General features: G+C 73.8%; 11 protein-coding genes. 8 read left to right on the forward strand and 3 right to left on the reverse strand.

The window, feature by feature from the left end; genetic code table 11:
* Window positions 1-34: 34 nt before the first annotated feature.
* Window positions 35-1,534: an acetyl-CoA carboxylase biotin carboxylase subunit gene (locus WME85_RS14975; protein ID WP_437838863.1), complete on the reverse strand. Its 1,500-nt coding sequence runs from the start codon at window positions 1,532-1,534 to the stop codon at window positions 35-37.
* A gap of 157 nt (window positions 1,535-1,691) precedes the next feature.
* Between WME85_RS14975 and xseA the strand changes: the two genes are divergently transcribed.
* Genes xseA through WME85_RS14990 form a run of 3 tightly spaced genes read left to right on the forward strand, consistent with a single transcriptional unit; the run spans window position 1,692 to window position 6,632 of the window.
* A complete protein-coding gene (gene xseA / locus WME85_RS14980; RefSeq protein WP_437838865.1) occupies window positions 1,692-3,461 on the forward strand; it encodes an exodeoxyribonuclease VII large subunit in 1,770 nt (589 codons plus the stop codon).
* Window positions 3,448-4,434, forward strand: coding sequence for a shikimate dehydrogenase family protein (locus WME85_RS14985; RefSeq protein ID WP_437838867.1), 987 nt, complete (start codon window positions 3,448-3,450; stop codon window positions 4,432-4,434). The genes xseA and WME85_RS14985 overlap by 14 nt, the downstream gene beginning before the upstream one ends.
* On the forward strand, window positions 4,431-6,632 hold the full coding sequence (locus WME85_RS14990) for an amylo-alpha-1,6-glucosidase (protein WP_437838869.1): 2,202 nt from the start codon (window positions 4,431-4,433) through the stop codon (window positions 6,630-6,632). The genes WME85_RS14985 and WME85_RS14990 overlap by 4 nt, the downstream gene beginning before the upstream one ends.
* Before the next feature lie 38 nt (window positions 6,633-6,670).
* On the opposite strand, the gene WME85_RS14995 is transcribed toward WME85_RS14990, so the two are convergent.
* Together WME85_RS14995 and WME85_RS15000 are read right to left on the reverse strand one after the other, a co-directional pair.
* Window positions 6,671-7,612, reverse strand: coding sequence for a DUF4123 domain-containing protein (locus WME85_RS14995; RefSeq protein ID WP_437838871.1), 942 nt, complete (start codon window positions 7,610-7,612; stop codon window positions 6,671-6,673).
* A gap of 426 nt (window positions 7,613-8,038) precedes the next feature.
* The gene (locus WME85_RS15000) at window positions 8,039-9,697 is read right to left on the reverse strand and encodes an oligosaccharide flippase family protein (protein ID WP_437838873.1); all 1,659 of its coding nucleotides are present in this window, start codon (window positions 9,695-9,697) and stop codon (window positions 8,039-8,041) included.
* Between the two features lie 93 nt (window positions 9,698-9,790).
* Between WME85_RS15000 and WME85_RS15005 the strand changes: the two genes are divergently transcribed.
* From WME85_RS15005 to wecB, 5 genes are all read left to right on the forward strand, one after another.
* Complete coding sequence (locus WME85_RS15005; RefSeq protein WP_437838875.1) at window positions 9,791-11,101, forward strand: glycosyltransferase; 1,311 nt, start codon at window positions 9,791-9,793, stop codon at window positions 11,099-11,101.
* A 117-nt stretch (window positions 11,102-11,218) separates the two neighbouring features.
* Window positions 11,219-12,169, forward strand: a complete 951-nt coding sequence (locus WME85_RS15010; RefSeq protein WP_437309784.1) for a glycosyltransferase family 2 protein — start codon at window positions 11,219-11,221, stop codon at window positions 12,167-12,169.
* A gap of 79 nt (window positions 12,170-12,248) precedes the next feature.
* The gene (locus WME85_RS15015) at window positions 12,249-12,974 is read left to right on the forward strand and encodes a class I SAM-dependent methyltransferase (protein WP_437838877.1); all 726 of its coding nucleotides are present in this window, start codon (window positions 12,249-12,251) and stop codon (window positions 12,972-12,974) included.
* Between the two features lie 241 nt (window positions 12,975-13,215).
* Window positions 13,216-16,047 (forward strand): cation-translocating P-type ATPase, encoded by a 2,832-nt coding sequence (locus WME85_RS15020; protein ID WP_437838878.1) that lies wholly within the window; start codon window positions 13,216-13,218, stop codon window positions 16,045-16,047.
* A gap of 172 nt (window positions 16,048-16,219) precedes the next feature.
* Window positions 16,220-17,338 carry a UDP-N-acetyl glucosamine 2-epimerase gene (wecB, locus tag WME85_RS15025; protein WP_437309790.1) on the forward strand — a complete coding sequence of 373 codons (1,119 nt, stop codon included), beginning with the start codon at window positions 16,220-16,222 and terminating at the stop codon, window positions 17,336-17,338.
* Window positions 17,339-17,499 lie beyond the last annotated feature (161 nt).

A 17,499-nucleotide genomic window follows, 5' to 3' on the forward strand; every position in this document is an offset into this window, starting at 1 on the left:
GCCGGGGAGCGACGCAGGTCCGTGCGAGGGGGGCTTACCGGAACGCGCGATGGTGGAGGACCCAGGGCGAGAGGCGCGAGGAGCCCGTCTCGGGGGCGCTGGAGACGGCCGGCCGCCGATCCGCCCGCGCGGCCGCGATGGCCAGGGCGGCGGCGAGCGAGGCCTCTTCCTCAGGGGGAACGGCGGTCGGGCCGCAGAGCTCCGCCGTGTGCTCGGCGATGAAGCCCGTGTCGTAGCGGCCGGCCTGGAACTCGGGGTGCGCGAGCAGGTTCTCGTGAAAGGCGAGGTTCGTCCGGATGCCCGCGACGGCGTACTCGGCGAGGGCGCGCCGCATGCGCGCGATGGCGGCGCGCCGATCCGGGGCCCACACCGAGAGCTTCGAGATCAGCGGGTCGTAGTGGCTCGGGACCACGGAGCCCTCGTAGAAGCCGCTGTCGTCGCGCACCCAGGGGCCCGCCGGCGGGCGGAGCGTCGTGATGGTGCCGGGGCTGGGGAGGAAGCCGGAGCTCGGATCCTCCGCGTAGATGCGGCACTCGATCGACGCGCCGCGCCGCGCGATCGCCTGCTGGTGGAGGGAGAGCCGCTCGCCGTCGGCGATCTTCACCATCTCGGCGACGAGGTCGACGCCCGTCGTCCACTCGGTGATGGGGTGCTCCACCTGGAGCCTCGTGTTCATCTCGAGGAAGTAGAAGGAGCCGTCCTCGGCGAGCAGGAACTCGAACGTGCCCGCCGAGTGGTAGCCGACCGCGAGCGCGCCGCGCACGGCGACCTCGCCCATGCGCTGCACGAGCTCCGGGCTGGCCACGGGGCAGGGCGACTCCTCGACGACCTTCTGGTGGCGCCGCTGGATCGAGCAGTCGCGCTCGAAGAGGTGCACGAGGTTGCCCTCGCGATCGCCGAGCACCTGGATCTCGACGTGGCGCGGACGGAGGATCGCCTTTTCGAGGTAGACCGTGGCGTTGCCGAACGCGCGCAGCGCCTCGCTCTGCGCCCGCTCGTAGGCCGCGGGCAGGTCCTCCGGGCGGTGCACGAGCCGCATCCCCTTGCCGCCGCCGCCGAACGCGGCCTTGAGCATCACCGGGTAGCCGAGCCGCTCGGCGAGCGCCTGCGCCTCCGCGGCGGTCGCGGGCTCGCCGCCGGGGACGATGGGCACCCCGGCCGCCGCCATCCTGGCGCGCGCCGCCGGCTTCGACCCCATCGCCGCCATCGCGCTCGAGGGCGGGCCGATGAAGGTGATGCCGGCCCGCTCGCATGCTTCCGCGAACTCGCGGTTTTCCGAGAGGAAGCCGTATCCGGGATGGATGGCGTCCGCCCCCGAGCGCCGGGCGACGTCGAGGATGCGATCGATGCGGAGGTAGCTCTCCGCCGCAGGAGCGGGGCCGATGGGGTACGACTCGTCCGCGAGACGGACATGGAGGCTGCCGCGGTCCACGTCGCTGTAGACGGCGACGCCCTGGATGCCGGCCTCATGCAGCGATCGGAGGATTCGGACGGCGATCTCGCCGCGGTTGGCGATGAGGACCTTGCGGATCACGAGCCGGCCCTATCACACGAAAGCGCCTGCGCGAATGGCCCCGTCGCGGAGCCGCCCCGATCCGAGCCCCGTCACGAGCTGGTCGTGGACTTACCTGACGCGGGATCAGGCCCGCGAGAGTCTTTCCACAGGCCGAGCAAAAGGGTAGGTCTGCCCTGTGCAGCGCCGCGATATCCCGTCCGAGCTCTCGTTCGCGGCCATCCCGGCCGTCGCCGAGCCGCGCGAGCTCACGAGCCCGCCACCGTCGCGCCGCCCGAGGGGCGCCGAGCCGGAGGTGGTCTCGGTCGCGGAGCTGGATCGCCGGCTGAAGCGCATCCTCGAGGGCTCGACCGCGGACGTGCGCGTCGAGGGCGAGATCTCGGGCCTGCGCGTCGTGGGCAGCGGGCACGCCTACTTCACGCTGAAGGACGAGAGCGAGGAGGCGGCGATCGACTGCGTGATGTACCGGACCGCGGCGCCGCGCGCGCGCAAGCTGCTCGCCGACGGCGCGCGCGTCGTGCTCACGGGCCGCGCCACGGTCTACGTGCCGCGGGGGCGGCTCCAGTTCTGCGCGGACGACGCGCGCCTCGCCGGCCGCGGCGCGCTCCTCGAGGCGCTCTTCCGCCTCAAGGAGAAGCTCGCCGCCGAGGGGCTCTTCGCGCCGGAGCGCAAGCGCAAGCTGCCGGTCGATCCGCAGATCATCGGCGTGGTCACGAGCGGCGACGGCGCGGCGATCCACGACATCGTGACCGTCGCGTTCCGCCGCGGCGGCGCCCGGCTGATCCTCGCGCGCACGCCGGTGCAGGGCGCCGGCGCGGGGCAGCGCATCGTGCGCGCGATCGCGCTGCTCGAGGAGTTCCCGGGCATCGAGGTGATCATCGTGGGGCGCGGGGGCGGCTCGGCCGACGACCTCAGCGCGTTCAACGAGGAGATCGTCGTCCGGAAGGTCGCGGCCGCGCGCGTGCCGATCGTGAGCGCGGTCGGGCACGAGATCGACGTCGCGCTCACCGACCTCGCCGCCGACGCGCGCGCCGCCACGCCCTCGCAGGCCGCGGAGATGCTCGTCGCGGACGCGGCCGCGCGCCACGCGGCGCTGGAGCACCTCGAGGCGCGCATGCGCCGCGCGATCGCCCACCGGCTCAGGGCCGCGCGGGCCGATCTCGACCGGCAGCGCGCCCGCCTCGGCTCGCCCGCGCAGATCCTGGCCGAGCCGCAGCAGCGGATCGACGACGCCCTGGCGAGGCTCCGGCGCCGGATGGAGAGGATCCTCGTCGAGGACCGCGCCGGGGTCCAGCGCCTCGACCGGCGGCTCGCCGCGCGCCACCCGCGCGCGGTGATCGCGGGCGCGCGCGGCGCGCTCAGGCCGCTGTCGGTGCGCCTCGCCGCGGCCGCTCACCGCCACGTCGCCCTCCTGCGGGAGGGCTTCGCGAACGACGTCGCCCGGCTCGAGGCGATGTCGCCGCTGCGCGTGCTCGCGCGCGGCTACGCCATCGCGACGGACGCGTCGGGCCGCGCGGTCCGCGATCACCGCGAGGTCGCGCCGGGCGATCCGATCGCGGTCCGCGTTCACCACGGCGCGCTGCTCGCGCGGGTCGTGGTCACCGCGGGGCCGGGCGAGCCGCTCGCCGAGGCCAGCGCGCCCGCGCCGGCCGCGCCGCCGGCGGCGGCCGCGGCCGGGCCGAGCGCCGCCATCGGGGCAGGTGCCGCGGCTGCGCCGGCCGCCGCGCCCGCGCGCCCGGGCGGCGGGCAGCGCGCCCCCGGGGCCGGCCGCGCGCCGAGGCGCAGCCGCGCGCAGCCGGGCGCGCCCGCGTGCGAGCAGCTGGGGCTCGGCTTCGCGGCCGACGAGCGCGCCCCGACGTTCGGTCGCGCGGGCGCCTCCGGTCAGGTCTCGGCGGGGCAAGGCGGAGCAGAGGCCGGCCCGGAAGAAAGGCATCATGTCGAACCCTGAGCGGCGAATGTTCGGTCTGGTCGGGCACCCGGTGGGCCACTCGGTCTCGCCGGCGATGCACTCGGCCGCGTTTCGGGCCCACCACCTGCCCCACATCTACAGCGCGTTCGACGTGCCCACCGGCGCGGAGCTCGCGCGCTTCGTGAGCGACATCCGGAACGGCCTCATCGCGGGCGCGAACGTCACCATCCCGCACAAGCGCGCGATCATGTCGATGGTCGACGACGTGGACTCGAGCGCGGCCGACGTCGGCGTCGCCAACGTCCTCTGCGCGACGGAGTCGCGGCGCGTGACCGCGCACAACACCGACGTGGTCGCGCTCCGCGACGAGCTCGCGCAGCTCCTCGGGGCCGCCCTGCCCGGCGGGGACGACCCGGCCGGGCGGCACGGCGCGCTCTCGAGCCCGCGGCAGCGCGCGGTGATCATCGGGGCCGGCGGCGCGGCGTTCGCGGCGATCGCGGCGTGCAAGATGCTCGGCTACCATCTCATCAGCGTGACCACCCGGTCGTGGACCAGCACCGAGGCCATGCTGGAGTCGCCCGCGGGGCAGCGCGCGTCGGAGCTCGGCGCGCTCACCGCGCCGTGGCCGATCCCGACCGAGCGGTCGATCAGCAGCAAGTCCTCGGTGGCGCTGCGGCTCAACTGGAGCGAGTTCGCCGTCGCGGCCGACCTGATCATCCAGGCCACGAGCGCCGGCATGCTCGGCGGTCCGCCGGGCGAGGAGGTCACGAGCATCATCCCGTGGGACTCGCTCTCGCCGAGCGCGTGCCTCTACGACGTGGTCTACAACCCGCCGGTGACGCCCTTCCTCCGGATCGCGCGCGAGCGGGGGTTCCGCGCCTCGGATGGGCTCGGGATGCTGGTCGGCCAGGCGGCGCAGTCCTTCACGCTCTGGACCGGCCTCCCGGCCCCGGTCGAGGTGATGCGCGCCGCGGCCGAGGACTCTCTCAGGAAGGCCACCGGCGGTCGATGAGCTCAGACGGATCCCGGAGGAGCGCTCCAGCGCACGACGCCTTCTCGACCGCGCCGGCGGCCTCGCGCGCCCAGGGCGCCGCGCTGGAGCACGCGTCGCCCTGGCCGCACGTCGAGGTGCGCGGCCAGCTCGCGATCGCGCGCAAGGAGTGGCTGCACACGAACGGGGCGGGCGCCTACGCGAGCTCGACGATCGCCTGCATGCACACGCGCCGCTACCACGGCCTGCTCGTCGCGGCCCTGGATCCGCCGCGGCGCCGGCACGTCATGCTCTCGCACGTAGACGCCAGCGTCCGCCCCATCCGGCCGCAGGGCGCGCAGCAGGGCGGGCCGCCCGAGCGCCGGGCGTCGTGGCCGCGGTGGGATCTCTCCAAGCACCAGTTCCCGGGCATCGACCCCGAGGTCGGCTCCTTCTATCTGGAGCGCTTCGATCAGGACCCGCTCCCGCGGTGGGCGTACGCGCTCCCGGGCGGCGAGCTCGAGGTGACGCTCGGCCTCGTGCGCGGCGAGAACGCGGCCGTCCTTCGCTACGCCTGGAGCGGGGCGGACCCGGTGATGCTGACGTTGCGCCCGCTCCTCGCCGCGCGCCACATGCACCAGCTGCTCCGCGAGAACGGCGGCATCTCCCAGAAGGTCGAGCTGCGCGCCGGCGCCGCGCGCGGGGAGCCCGGCTCGGGGAAGGAGCGCCCGACGAGCGGCGAGGTCCGCGTGCAGCCGAACCGCGCGCTGCCGCGGATCTGCTTCCGTTACCAGGGCACGTTCGTCGGGTCGCAGGACTGGTGGCGGCGCTTCGAGTACCTCGGCGAGCAGGATCGCGGCCTCGACTTCCTCGAGGATCTCTGGACCCCGGGCCACTTCGAGACCGTGATCGGCGCGGAGCCGGTCCACCTGCTCGTGGCCGTCGGCGCGCTGCCCGAGGACGAGCCGGAGAACCTGCTCGCGGCGGCGAGCGCGGCGATCCGCGCCGAGGACCCGGGGCCCCGGCGTCCACTGATGGAACGGCGGCTCTGCATCGCCGCCGAGACGTTCCGCGCCGACGCGGCCGCCCGGCCGGGCGTCATCGCGGGCTACCCCTGGTTCGAGGTGTGGGGCCGCGACGCGCTCATCTCCCTCCCGGGCCTCTACCTCGTGCCGCGCAAGACCGAGGGGGCGATCCGCGTCCTCCGCGCGCTGATCGACGCCATGCAGGACGGCCTCGTTCCGAACCGGCTGCCCGACGCGGGCGAGCCCGCCGAGTTCCACACGGCGGACGCCACCCTCTGGCTGTTCGAGGCGGCGCGCCTGCTCGCCGACGCGATCGGCGACACGCACCCGTTCGTCACGGGCGAGCTCCTCGGCGCGCTCCGCGACGCCTTCGAGGCCGCCCTGCGCGGGACCAGGAACGGGATCCACATCACGGCCGACGGCCTCTTCGCCGCGGGCCGCCCCGGCGAGGGCGCGATCGACGGGCTCACCTGGATGGACGCCCGCGTCGGGGGCCGCGCGGTCACCCCGCGCGCCGGCTGCCCGGTCGAGCTCACGGCGCTGTGGGCGAAGGGGTCGGAGACGCTCGCGCGCCTCGCGCGGGCCGCTGGCGACGAGCGCCTGGCGAAGCGCGCGGAGGCGGCCGCCAGCGCGGCGCGCCGGGCCTTCGCGGCCCGCTTCTGGTGCGCGGAGACGGGCTATCCGTACGACGTGATCTCGGAGGAGACGGAGGGGGCGAACGCGTTCCGCGACGCCTCGATCCGCGCGAACGCGGTGATCGCCGTCGCCGTGGATCCCGCCTGCTTCACGCCGGAGCAGGCCGCGTCGCTGCTCGAGCGGGCCCGCCTCGAGCTCGTGACCCCCGCCGGTGTTCGCTCGCTCTCGCCGGCCGATCCGGCCTACGTGCCCCGGTACCAGGGGGGGCCCGATGCGCGCGACAGCGCCTACCACCAGGGCACGGTCTGGCCGTTCCTGCTCGGGTTCTACGCGCGCGCCGCCCGGCACTTCTCTACGCTCGGCGAGCACGTGATCCCGCTGCTGCACCGGCTCGTGGCCTCCGCGGCCGCGAACGAGATCGCGCTCGGCCACGTGCCCGAGGTCGCGTCCGGGGAGCCGCCGCACCACCCCGGCGGCTGCTTCGCGCAGGCCTTCAGCGTGGCGGAGCTCCTGCGCTTGATCGCCTGGGATCTGCCCCCGCAGGACCCGAGCGGGGCCGCGGGCGCGCCGCCGCGCTGAGCCGCGGGGGCGCCGCGCCGCGCCGCGCCGCCGGCGCCTCAGCCTTCGCGCTCGAGCGCCGACTCCTCGCGGATCGCCTTGCCGCCCTGCGCGGTGAAGCGCAGGAGCTTGCCGGGATCCTCGGCCTCCATCGCGAAGGACTCGATCTCCTCGAACAGCGCCTCGAGCTTCCGCGGGCCGCATGTGGGCAGGAAGCCGCGGAGTACGCGCGGGTCGTAGAACCGGAAATACTGCTGCTTGCCTGTCCCGCTCTCGACCAGGAGAAACCGGCGGAGGTGCTTGCGCACATCGCCGAACGGGCGGTTGCTCGTCAGGAAGACGCCCCAGCTGTCGCCCCAGCCGCTGTCGATCAGCGCGTCGAGCAGGCTGGACCCCTGCGGGAGGTGCACGAGCGTGGGGCCGACGTCCGCGAGGATCTCGCCCTGGAAGCCGGTGTAAAGCGAGGCTGACTGCTCGCCCGCCTCCACGAGGAGCAGCCGGATGCGGGGATCGCGCGCCGCGTCGAGCACCGCGAAGAGCGGCGAGCGCTCCTGCCGGAGCCGCGCCCGCGCCGACGCGGTGAACGGCGCGCCCGTCGCGACGACCGCGGTCCGCCGCGACCGCCGCGAGGGCGGGGCGGGCCTGGTCGGCGCGCACCTACCGTTTACGCCGTTCACGCCGCTCGCCTCGCGGCGCACCACCGCGAACAGGGTCGCCCCCGCGCGGATCTCATCGCCGTCCCGGAGCGACACCTCGCGCGCGCGCTCGCGGTTCACCTGCGTGCCGTTGCGGCTGCCCAGATCGCGCAGCAGGTAGCTGCCGTCGAGCTCCTCGACCGAGAAGTGCAGGGCAGAGAGCTCACCGTCGCTCGCGATCGAGAGATCCGACTCAGGCGCGCGGCCGACGAGCAGCGGGCGGTCGCCCGGGATGCGCGCGGTCTGCCCGGTCAGGGGGCCCGAGATGACCCGGAGGAGGAATCCTGCTTCCTGGTCTTCGCTCATGGTCGTCTCCATCGCACAAGGCGCCGATGAGGCCGGCGAGCAAGCCTAGAACACCGATCGGCGTGAAATCCACACGAAGGCGGGAACCATGAGAGAGGCGATCGGAAGACTACCAATCTTTCCAGCTTACCCGACCTTTCAAGCAGCTTGCGCAGAATCCACGTCGGCGCGCGTCCGCTCGCCGTTCTCGCCGTCCGTTCTCTCCGCCCGCTCTTGCCGCCCGAGACAGCGACGGTGGGCGGCTGTGGTCCGAGCGGCCAGGGCGATCGGGCAGTATCCGACCTGCTGACTGCGGGCGTCGCTGTCGCCGCGCGCGCGGGCGACGGCGCTGTGGCGAGGTCGTGGATGAGGCTGGCGGCGGTGGCGCCGAGCGCGTTCGGGCTTGGCGGTGGCGCCGTGGATGGATGGTGGCCAGGGCGTCCGGACTCAAGGGCGCGGCGGGCGGGAGCCGCGCGCGTCGGTGGAGGCGCGGTGTGAACGGGGATGTCCGCCACGGCGGCCGCGCAGCGGCTCGAGGCGGAGCCAGCGCGCGACGAACGCCCGGTCCTCGGGGGCGAGCACGCCGGTGGCCCACGCGGCGACGAGGTAGAGCCCCACGTAGAGCGGCGCGCCGACCGTGAGGCAGAGCGCGGGGCGCCTGTCGACCGCGCCCGTGGCCAGGAACGCGGTGAGCGGCGCCGCGGCGACGAGGGCGGTGGCCGCGACGCGCCCGTAGTGGGCCCATGGGAACACGCCGCGCAGGCCGACGCCGGAGAAGCGCGCGATGAAGGCCACCGTCAAGACGATCCCGATGACCTGCGTCAGCACGGCCGAGAGCGGCGCGCCGACCATGCCGAGCGTGGGCAGGAGGATCAGGTTCGCCGCGGCGTTGAACACCATGCCCAGCGCCTGGATCCGCAGGATCATCGACGTCTTGCCGAATGCCATCAGCGGGATGGCGTACGCCGTCACGCGCAGCGGCAGGAGCGCGGAGTAGATGCGGAACGGGACGGCGGCGCCGGCGTAGGCGTCGCCGTAGACGGTGCGCATGAGCGGCTCGGCGAAGAGCAGGAGGAACACCGCGATCGGGAGCATCATCAGCGTCGTCTTGCGGATGCCCGAGTGCCACAGCTCGATCGCCGCCCTCGCGCCCTCCGCCGGGGTGCGCCCGTTCTCGACGCGGGCGACGAGGTCGGGGAGCATCGTCGAGGCGACGGAGTAGGCGAGGACGCCGACGAGCGGGAGCTCCTGCGAGCCGACGGCGAACTCGGCGTACAGCCCCGCGCTGAAGAAGAGGCCGATGACGAACTTGTCGAGCTTCTGGTTGAAGAGGCCCGCGAAGCGGGTGACCGAGAGCGGGAGCGCGTAGGCGAGCTGCGCCCTGACGCCGCCCGGGAACGGGGCGACGGCGACGTCCTGGAACAGCCGCGCGTAGAGCCGGTACGACAGCCAGAGGCGGAGCGCCTGCGCCGCGCACTGGGCGGCCACGATCCAGGCGATCGAGCACCCGAGCGCGGCCGGGACGATCGCCCCCGCGGCGCTCGAGACGGTGACGATCAGCGCGACGCCGGCCGACTTGCGGTGGTTGTTCGTGGCGATGAAGAGCGGGCCGAAGACGCTCGCCGGGTAGGCGATCACGCTCATGAGGCCCGTGAGCAGGAGCAGCCGCGTGACGTCCGCGCGGTCCTCGAGGAAGAGCCCGGGGACGAAGGCGAAGATCGAGAAGGCGAGCGCCGAGAGGGCCCCGAGGCCGAGCAGGAGGAGCATGCTCTGCCGCACCAGCCCCTTGAGCTCGGGGCGCGCCACCTTCGGCGCGAAGTAGAGGAACGACTCCGGCAGGTAGAGCTGCGCGAGATCGCGCCCCGTCATGAACAGCATCGTCACGAACGCGAGCACGCCGTACTCGGATTTGCCGAGCAGCCGCACCACCACGATGCCCTGCACGAGGATGATCAGGGTGTTGACGAACTGCCCTCCGACGACCATCCCGATCCGATCGGCGAGCGACGTGCCCTGCGGCTCGCCGGGGGCCGGCGCCGCCCTCGCGGCCTCGGGCGCGCGCGAGGGCGCGCTCGGATCGACCGGGGCTGGCTGCTCGTCCCGCATGGCGCCTCGGTAGCACATGCGCGGGCCGGGGCCGCGCGCGGTCGCCGACGCCGGGGGCGCGGGGCCCGGTCCGGCCGTGATATAGGCGCGGCGATGAGGCGCGCGCTCCTCGTGAGCTACTACTTCCCCCCGCGGTTCAGCGTCGGCGGTAAGCGCGCGTACCGCTTCGCGAAATTCCTGCCGGAGCACGGCTGGGCGGCGACGGTGCTGACGGCGAGGCCGCCTCCCGGCGAGCGGCTGGATCCGTCGTTCGGGGAGGCCGACCTGGCGGGGTGCGACGTGCGCCGCGACTACCTCTCGGACGCCGAGCTCGCGCGCATGCCGCGCCGCGTGCTCGGCTCCGACGGCACCGTCGAGGCGCCGACCGAGGCCCCGGTGCCGGTCGCGCGCCGGCGAGGCCTCGCGCGCCTCGCCGCCGAGGTCCGCTACGTCCCGGTGATCGGCCCCGACGCGGGCCGCGTCCCGGCCCTCGCGGCGCGCATCGCGCGCATCGCCCGCGAGGTAGGCGCCGAGGTGATCTTCGCGAGCGGAGCGCCCTGGGAGGCGGTGCTCGCGGGCGCGCTGGCCGGCAGGGCCACCGGCAGGCCGGTCGTGGTCGACTTCCGCGATCCGTGGTCGTTCGGCCCGGTGATGGCGACGCGGCCCGCGTGGGTCCGCGCCGCGGCGGCGCTCGTCGAGCGGGCGGCGGTCGGCGCCGCCGCCGCGTTCACGGTGACGTCCGAGATGACGCGCGACGCCTACGTCGAGCGGGGCATCGCGCGCCGCGTGGCGTGCATCCGGACCGGCTTCGATCCCGACGCGGCGGTCGCGCCGCGGCGCGACGAGGCGGTGACGCTCGTCCACTTCGGCAACTGCTACAGCGAGCGCACGCTCGCGCCGTTCGTCCGCGCGCTCGCGGCCGTCGCGCGCCGCAGGTCGCTCGGCCCGGGCGCGATCCGGCTGCTCAACCTGGGGCGCGTCGCGGGGAGCGACCTCCGCCTGGCCGAGGAGCTCGGGGTGTCGCGGCTCTTCGAGCACCGCGCGGTCCTGCCGTACACCGAGGGGCTCGGCCTCGTCGCGGGCGCCGACCTCGCGCTGCTCACCGGCTTCGGCGACGAGCCGTACCTCTTGCCCGGCAAGGTCTACGACTACCTGCTCGCGCGCGCGCCCATCCTCGCTGTCTCGCCGTCCCCCGAGGTGGCGCGCATCCTCGACGCGACGCGCCTCGGCTGGACCCACGCGGGCGGCGACGCCGCGGGGATAGAGCGCCGCATCGAGGACGCCGTCGACGCGCGCGCGGCCAGGCGGCCGCTGGTCGAGCCCGACCTGGCGGCGCTCTCCGGGCTCAGCGCCCGCGCCACGGCGGGCGCGCTCGCGCGCCTCTTCGAGGACGTCGCGGCGCGCGTCGGGCACGCCGCGCGCTGACCTCGGGGATGCCGCGCGCGTCGGGCATGCCGCGCGTCGCCCGGCGGGTTCCTGCTTCGCGCGGCGCCCGAGCGACATGCTTGCCTGCGCGGCGGCCCCCGTGGCATGCGAGCCGCGATGCCTGACCATCATCTTCAGGACCGAGCGGGGCTCCCCGAGGGCGAGCGCGCCCTCCAAGAGGCGTGGCGCGCGAAGTACGCGCCCGAGGTGAAGGAGCTCATCGTGCGGCGCGAGGTCCCGTCGCCGAAGCTCACGCTGATCATCATCTCCTACAAGGCGAAGGACTACCTGATCGAGTGCCTCCAGCACGCGCGCGGGCAGACGGCGGCGCTCGACGTGCCGTTCGAGATCCTGCTCGCGGACAGCGGCGGCATCGAGCACCTCCGCCCGCGCTCCGCCCCGCTCGTCGACGTCGAGCTCCGGCTGACCGACGGCATCCCGCTGAACGCCGCGCGCAACGCGGCGATCGCCTGGGCGCGGGGCGAGTACGTCGCGTTCATCGACGACGACGGCCTGATCGCGCCGACCTTCGTGGAGGTCGTCTGCCGCGTCTTCGAGGACGCGCGCATCGCCGCGGTGCGCGGCCGGATCATCCCCAAGGAGCACCCCTATTTCTGCACCCTCGCGGGGCACTACGACCGCGGCGACGACGTGGTCGACGACGTCCTCGCGACCGAGGGGCACATGGCGATCCGGCGCGGTATCTACCTGGAGACCGGGGGCTTTCCGGACCAGTTCTACGGCGCCGAGGGGGTCTACCTCGTGTACCGGATCGCCAAGATGTTCCCCGATCTGCGCGTCGTCTACGTGCCCGACCTCCTGATGCGGCACGACTACTTCGACAGCTGGGAGAACTTCATCTGGAAGACGCGCAAGTACCGGCGCATCCGGCGCGAGGTGGGCGGCATGGAGCCGGATCCCGAGTTCCTGCGCTACCTCGACGCGTACCTGGCGCGGCGGAAGCCGCACCGCCGGCGGACCGTGGAGCAGACCGTGGCGCTCGGGCTGCTCAAGGCGGTGCGCTGGGGGGTCCAGCGCCTGCCGGACTGGGCGGTGGGTCGGCCTTGACGGCTCAGGTCGCGCGGGACGCCGCGCGGGGCGCGCGGGACGCCGCGCGGGGCGCGCGGCGGAAAAGGGAGGTGGGCTGATGGGCGAGGGCAGCGGCTTCGAGCGGGATCTCGAGGCGATCAACCGGCACTACACCGAGCGCTTCCTGCCGTCGAACCCCTGGGCGAGCCTGCTCAACGCCCACCCGTACCTCGTCGCGCGGCAGCGGCAGCGCCGCCTGCGCGAGGCGCTCGTCGAGTGCGGCGTGCGCACGCCCGAGGCGCTGCGCGAGATGTCGGTGCTCGACGTGGGCTGCGGGTCGGGCTCCAACCTGGCGTGGCTGGTCGAGCTCGGCGCGGACCCCGCGCGCCTCACCGGCGTCGATCTCGTCGCCCAGCGCGCCGAGCTCGCGCGCTCGCGCTTCGCCGGGATCCGCTTCATCGCGGGCGACTTCCTGAAGGCCGATGTCGGCGGCCCGTTCGACATGGTGATGATGTTCGCCGTCCTTTCGTCGGTGACGAACGCGGAGCTCAAGCGGGGCCTCATGGACAGGGCGCTCGGCCTGCTCCGCCCGGGGGGCATCTTCTTCTTCTACGACCTCGTCTCGCGGCGGCCCGTCCCCGGAACCGCCGACTACCAGCGCCTCACCTTCGCGGAGCTCGATGGCTACTTCGCCCCACGCCCGCTGCGCACCTTCCGCCGGGACATCCTCCGCCGCGACGTCGCCGACCGGCTGGTGCAGCGGTTCGGCGTGACCGCAGCCGAGATCGTCCAGGCGACGCGGTTGTTCAACATCGACGGCACCTTCGCCTACGCGCGCGGTTAGCCGCGGGACCTGGGAACGTGGGGCGAAACACCCCACCGGGGAGAAAAGGTCCTACGCGCCCCGAGAGCGGGTATCGCGCGGGGCGCTGAACAGCCCGGTCCTGCGCTGGCACGATACGTGCCATGTGCGTGCCAACAACGGCGAACCACGCGCGAGCACGTGCGAAGCACGTGGCGACTAGCTGCCACCGCCGGTGAGCGCAGCGCGCACAGCGCCGCTGGCCGCCGCAGGAGAACACTCAATGTCCCAACGCGTCCTCCCCCCATCGGCCGAGATCGCCTGGCACAGCCTGCAGGCCAGCGAGGCTCTCTCCAGGACAGAGAGCGCCTCGTCCGGCCTCGCGATCGACGAGGCCGCCCGGCGGCTCAAGGACGTCGGGCCCAACGTGATCCAGCGCGCGAAGGGCGACAGCGCGCTCAAGCTGCTCTTCCGTCAGATCAACGACCCGCTCATCTACGTGCTGCTCGCGTCGGCGGCCCTCGCGATGATCATGGGCGAGGCGATCGACGGCTCGGTCGTGCTGGCGGTCGTGGTGCTCAACACGGCGATCGGCTTCGTGCAGGAGCTCCGCGCGGGCAAGGCGATCGAGGCGCTCGCCGGCATGGTGCCCCAGTCGGCCACGGTCGTGCGCGGCGGCGAGCGGAGCGTGATCCCGGCGGCGGACGTGGTCCCCGGCGACGTGGTGGTGCTCGAGGCCGGCGACAAGGTCCCCGCGGACGCGCGGCTGCTCTCGGTGAAGAACCTCCACGTGGACGAGTCGGCGCTCACCGGCGAGTCGGTGCCGTCGGACAAGCACATCGACGCGGTCCCGGAGGAAGCGGGGGTCGGCGACCGCAAGAACCTCGCATTCGGCGGGACGCTCGTGACGAGCGGCACGGCCACCGCCGTGGTCATCGCCACGGGCGGCGCGACCGAGCTCGGCCGCATCTCGTCGATGCTCCACGAGGCGACCGAGATCGAGACGCCGCTCACGCGCTCGATGGCCAAGGTGGGCCGCGTGCTGACCATCGCGATCGTGGCGGTCGCGCTGCTCATCGTCGGGGTCGCGCTGCTGCGCGGCTACCCGCCCGTCGACGCGATGCTCGCGGGGATCTCGCTCGCCGTCGCCGCCATCCCCGAGGGGCTGCCGGCGATCATCACCATCTCGCTCGCCATCGGCGTGCAGCGCATGGCGCGGCGCCGCGCGGTGATCCGGAAGCTGCCCGCGGTCGAGACGCTGGGCAGCACGGGCGTCATCTGCTCGGACAAGACCGGCACGCTGACGCGCAACGAGATGACGGTCCGCGCCCTGTGGACGCCCTCCGGCGGGGAGGAGGACGGGCAGCCGCTCGAGGTGACCGGCGTCGGCTACGCGCCGGTCGGCGAGCTCCGCCGCGGCGGCGCGCCGGTGGGCGAGGCGCCCGAGGCGGTGCGCGCGCTGCTCCGCGCGGGGCTGCTCTGCAACGACGCGCGCATGAAGCGCGAGGGCGACGCGTGCGGCGTCGAGGGCGACCCGACCGAGGGCGCGCTCGTCGTCGCGGCGCAGAAGCTCGGCGTGGACGCCGAGGCGACGCGCCGGGAGTACCCCCGGCTCGACGCGGTCCCGTTCTCGTCCGAGCGGCAGCTCATGGCGACGCTCCACGAGGCGCCCGGCGGGGAGCGGGTGATCTTCATGAAGGGGGCGCCCGAGGCGGTGCTCGGCCGCGTCGCGCTCGGCGAGGCGGAGCGGGCCCGGGCGATGGCGCAGGTGGAGCAGATGGCGGCGCAGGGGATGCGGGTGCTCGCCGCGGCGGCGCGGCGCGAGGGGCACGAGGCGCGCGACGCGGCGTCGCTCGACGAGGCGCACCTCGAGGAGGGGTTCGAGCTGCTCGGCCTCGAGGGGATGATCGACCCGCCGCGGCCGGAGGCGATCGACGCGATCAAGGCGTGCCACGAGGCCGGGATCACGGTGAAGATGATCACGGGCGATCACCTGGCGACCGCGCGGGCGATCGGCGAGCAGCTCGGGCTCGTGCGCGACGGCGCGAGGGCGATGAACGGCACGGAGCTCGCGCGGCTCTCGGACGACGAGCTGCGCGCGGCGGCGAGGTCCACGAACGTGTTCGCGCGCGTGGCGCCGGAGCACAAGCTCCGCCTGGTCAGGGCGCTGCAGGCCGAGGGGAAGGTCGTCGCCATGACGGGCGACGGCGTGAACGACGCGCCGGCGCTGAAGCAGGCGGACATCGGCGTGGCCATGGGGATCACGGGGACGGCGGTGTCGAAGGAGTCGTCCGACGTCGTGCTGACGGACGACAACTTCGCGAGCATCCGGGCGGCGGTCGAGGAGGGGCGCCGGGTCTACGACAACCTGGTCAAGGCGCTCGCGTTCGTGCTGCCGACGAACCTCGGCGAGGCGCTGATCCTGCTCGTGGCGGTGATGACCTTCCCGATCATCGGGGGCGCGCCGCTCATGCCGATCACGGCCGTCCAGATCCTCTGGGTCAACCTGGTGGCCACGGTGGCGCTCTCCCTGCCGCTCGCGTTCGAGGCGATGGAGAAGGACGTGATGAGCCGCCCGCCGCGGGACCCGAGCGAGCCGATCCTGAGCCGCTTCGTCCTCGTGCGCACGGCGATCGTCGCGGTGCTGATGACGGCGGGCGCGATCGGGCTCTTCCTGTACGAGTACTTCACGGAGGTGCGCGACGGCATCGTCTCGGAGGTCGCCTACCGCGAGGCCCAGACCGCGGCGGTCACGACGGTCGTGCTGTTCCAGATCTTCTACGTGCTCAACTGCCGGTCGCTGCGCGACTCGATCGTCAAGATCGGGATCTTCTCGAACCGCTGGATCTACGTCGGGATCGGCGCGCTCCTCGCCCTGCAGCTCTGCTTCGTCTATGCGCCGTTCATGCACACGCTGTTCGGCTCGGCGCCGCTGTCGCTGGGGGCGTGGATCAACTCGACCCTCGTGGCGCTGACGATCCTGCCGGTGATGAGCGTCGAGCGGTGGTGGCGCCTGCGCCGGGCGCGCCGCGCGACCGAGATCGAGCGCCGGAGCGCGCCGGCCGACGTGGGCGCGATCGTGAACCGCGGCGGCGCCTCGCCGAGCCACCCGTGACGGCGGCGCCGCGCGGCGGTCATCCGTCGTAGGGGAACGCGGTCCAGCGCTCGAATCCGGGCGACATCGACGCTCTCGCCGATCCGGCGCAATCGACGAATCTCGCGCCCGCCCGCGGCTCCGTCAAACCTCTGGTGCCCCGCCGCGGACCACGGCATGCTCCTCGGTCGACATGATCTACCTCGTCGCCGCGACGCGCCCGAACTTCATGAAGCTCGCCCCCATCTGCCGCGCCCTCAAGGCGCGCGGCCTACCGATGCGGCTCATCCACACGGGCCAGCACTTCGACCCGACGATGAGCGACGTGTTCTTCCGGGACCTCGGCCTGCCCACGCCCGATCACACGCTCAAGGCAGGCGGCGGCTCGCACGCCCAGCAGACGGCCGCCGTCCTCGTCGGCGTCGAGGCCGACCTGATCGAGAACCGGCCCAAGGTGGTTGTCGTCGTCGGCGACGTGACGAGCACCCTCGCCGGCGCGCTCGCGGCGTCGAAGCTCGGCATCCCCGTCGTGCACGTCGAGGCCGGCCTGCGCTCGCGCGACTGGACGATGCCAGAGGAGATCAACCGCGTCCTCACCGACCAGCTCTCCGATCTCCTGCTCACGCCCTCTCACGACGCCCACCCCAACCTGCTCGCCGAGGGCGTCCCCCCCGAGCGCGTCCGGTTCGTGGGCAACGTCATGATCGACTCCGTGCACTACGCCCTCAAGCGGCAGACCGACGCGCTCTCGCGCTTCGGCCTCGAGCCGAAGAAGTACGCGATCGCGACGCTCCACCGCCCTGCCAACGTCGACAGCGCCGAGCGGCTCGCCGCGACGCTCGACGCGCTCACCGCGATCGCAGAGCGCCTGCCGACGGTGTTCCCCGTCCACCCGCGCACGGTCGCGCGCGCCGAGTCGTTCGGCCTGTCGGCGCGCCTCCGCGAGACGAAGGGGCTCCGGATCATGGAGCCGCTCGGGTACGACGATTTCGTCACCGTGATGGGCAATGCGCTGCTCGTCGCCACCGACTCCGGCGGCATCCAGGAAGAGACGACCGCGCTCGGGATCCCGTGCCTCACGATGCGCCAGGGCACCGAGCGCCCCATCACCGTGACGCAGGGGACCAACACCGTCGTTGCTCTCGACGCCGCCCTCATCGCGCGCGAGGTCGACGCCATCCTGGACGGCCGCGGCAAGCGAGGCTCCGTGCCCGAAGGGTGGGACGGCAAGACCGGCGAGCGCATCGCCGACGCGCTGGAGGCCTTCCTCGCCGGCGACCCGCCGCCCAAGACGGCCGGCCCGCGCGCCTGAGCGCCAGCACACAACGCGGGCTCACCGCCGCTCTCATCATCTCTCGCGTGGCCGCGTGTTCTGACATGTCTCCCACGTGCCTCTGACGTGCCTGCGACGTGCCTGCGACGTGCCTCCAACGTGGGTGACGCGCCGCCAGCTCGGCCACACTCCCCACAACA

Origin of the sequence: Sorangium sp. So ce1153, from assembly GCF_051521595.1 — a bacterium.
Lineage (GTDB): Bacteria > Myxococcota_A > Polyangia > Polyangiales > Polyangiaceae > Sorangium.

Coding starts and splice junctions, on each gene's coding strand:
- WME85_RS14985 (WP_437838867.1), top strand. CDS start 3,448: ATGTCGAACCCTGAGCGGCGAATGTTCGGTCTGGTCGGGCACCCGGTG.
- WME85_RS14990 (WP_437838869.1), top strand. CDS start 4,431: ATGAGCTCAGACGGATCCCGGAGGAGCGCTCCAGCGCACGACGCCTTC.
- WME85_RS14995 (WP_437838871.1), bottom strand. CDS start 7,612: ATGAGCGAAGACCAGGAAGCAGGATTCCTCCTCCGGGTCATCTCGGGC.
- WME85_RS15000 (WP_437838873.1), bottom strand. CDS start 9,697: ATGCGGGACGAGCAGCCAGCCCCGGTCGATCCGAGCGCGCCCTCGCGC.
- WME85_RS15005 (WP_437838875.1), top strand. CDS start 9,791: ATGAGGCGCGCGCTCCTCGTGAGCTACTACTTCCCCCCGCGGTTCAGC.
- WME85_RS15010 (WP_437309784.1), top strand. CDS start 11,219: ATGCCTGACCATCATCTTCAGGACCGAGCGGGGCTCCCCGAGGGCGAG.
- WME85_RS15015 (WP_437838877.1), top strand. CDS start 12,249: ATGGGCGAGGGCAGCGGCTTCGAGCGGGATCTCGAGGCGATCAACCGG.
- WME85_RS15020 (WP_437838878.1), top strand. CDS start 13,216: ATGTCCCAACGCGTCCTCCCCCCATCGGCCGAGATCGCCTGGCACAGC.
- wecB (WP_437309790.1), top strand. CDS start 16,220: ATGATCTACCTCGTCGCCGCGACGCGCCCGAACTTCATGAAGCTCGCC.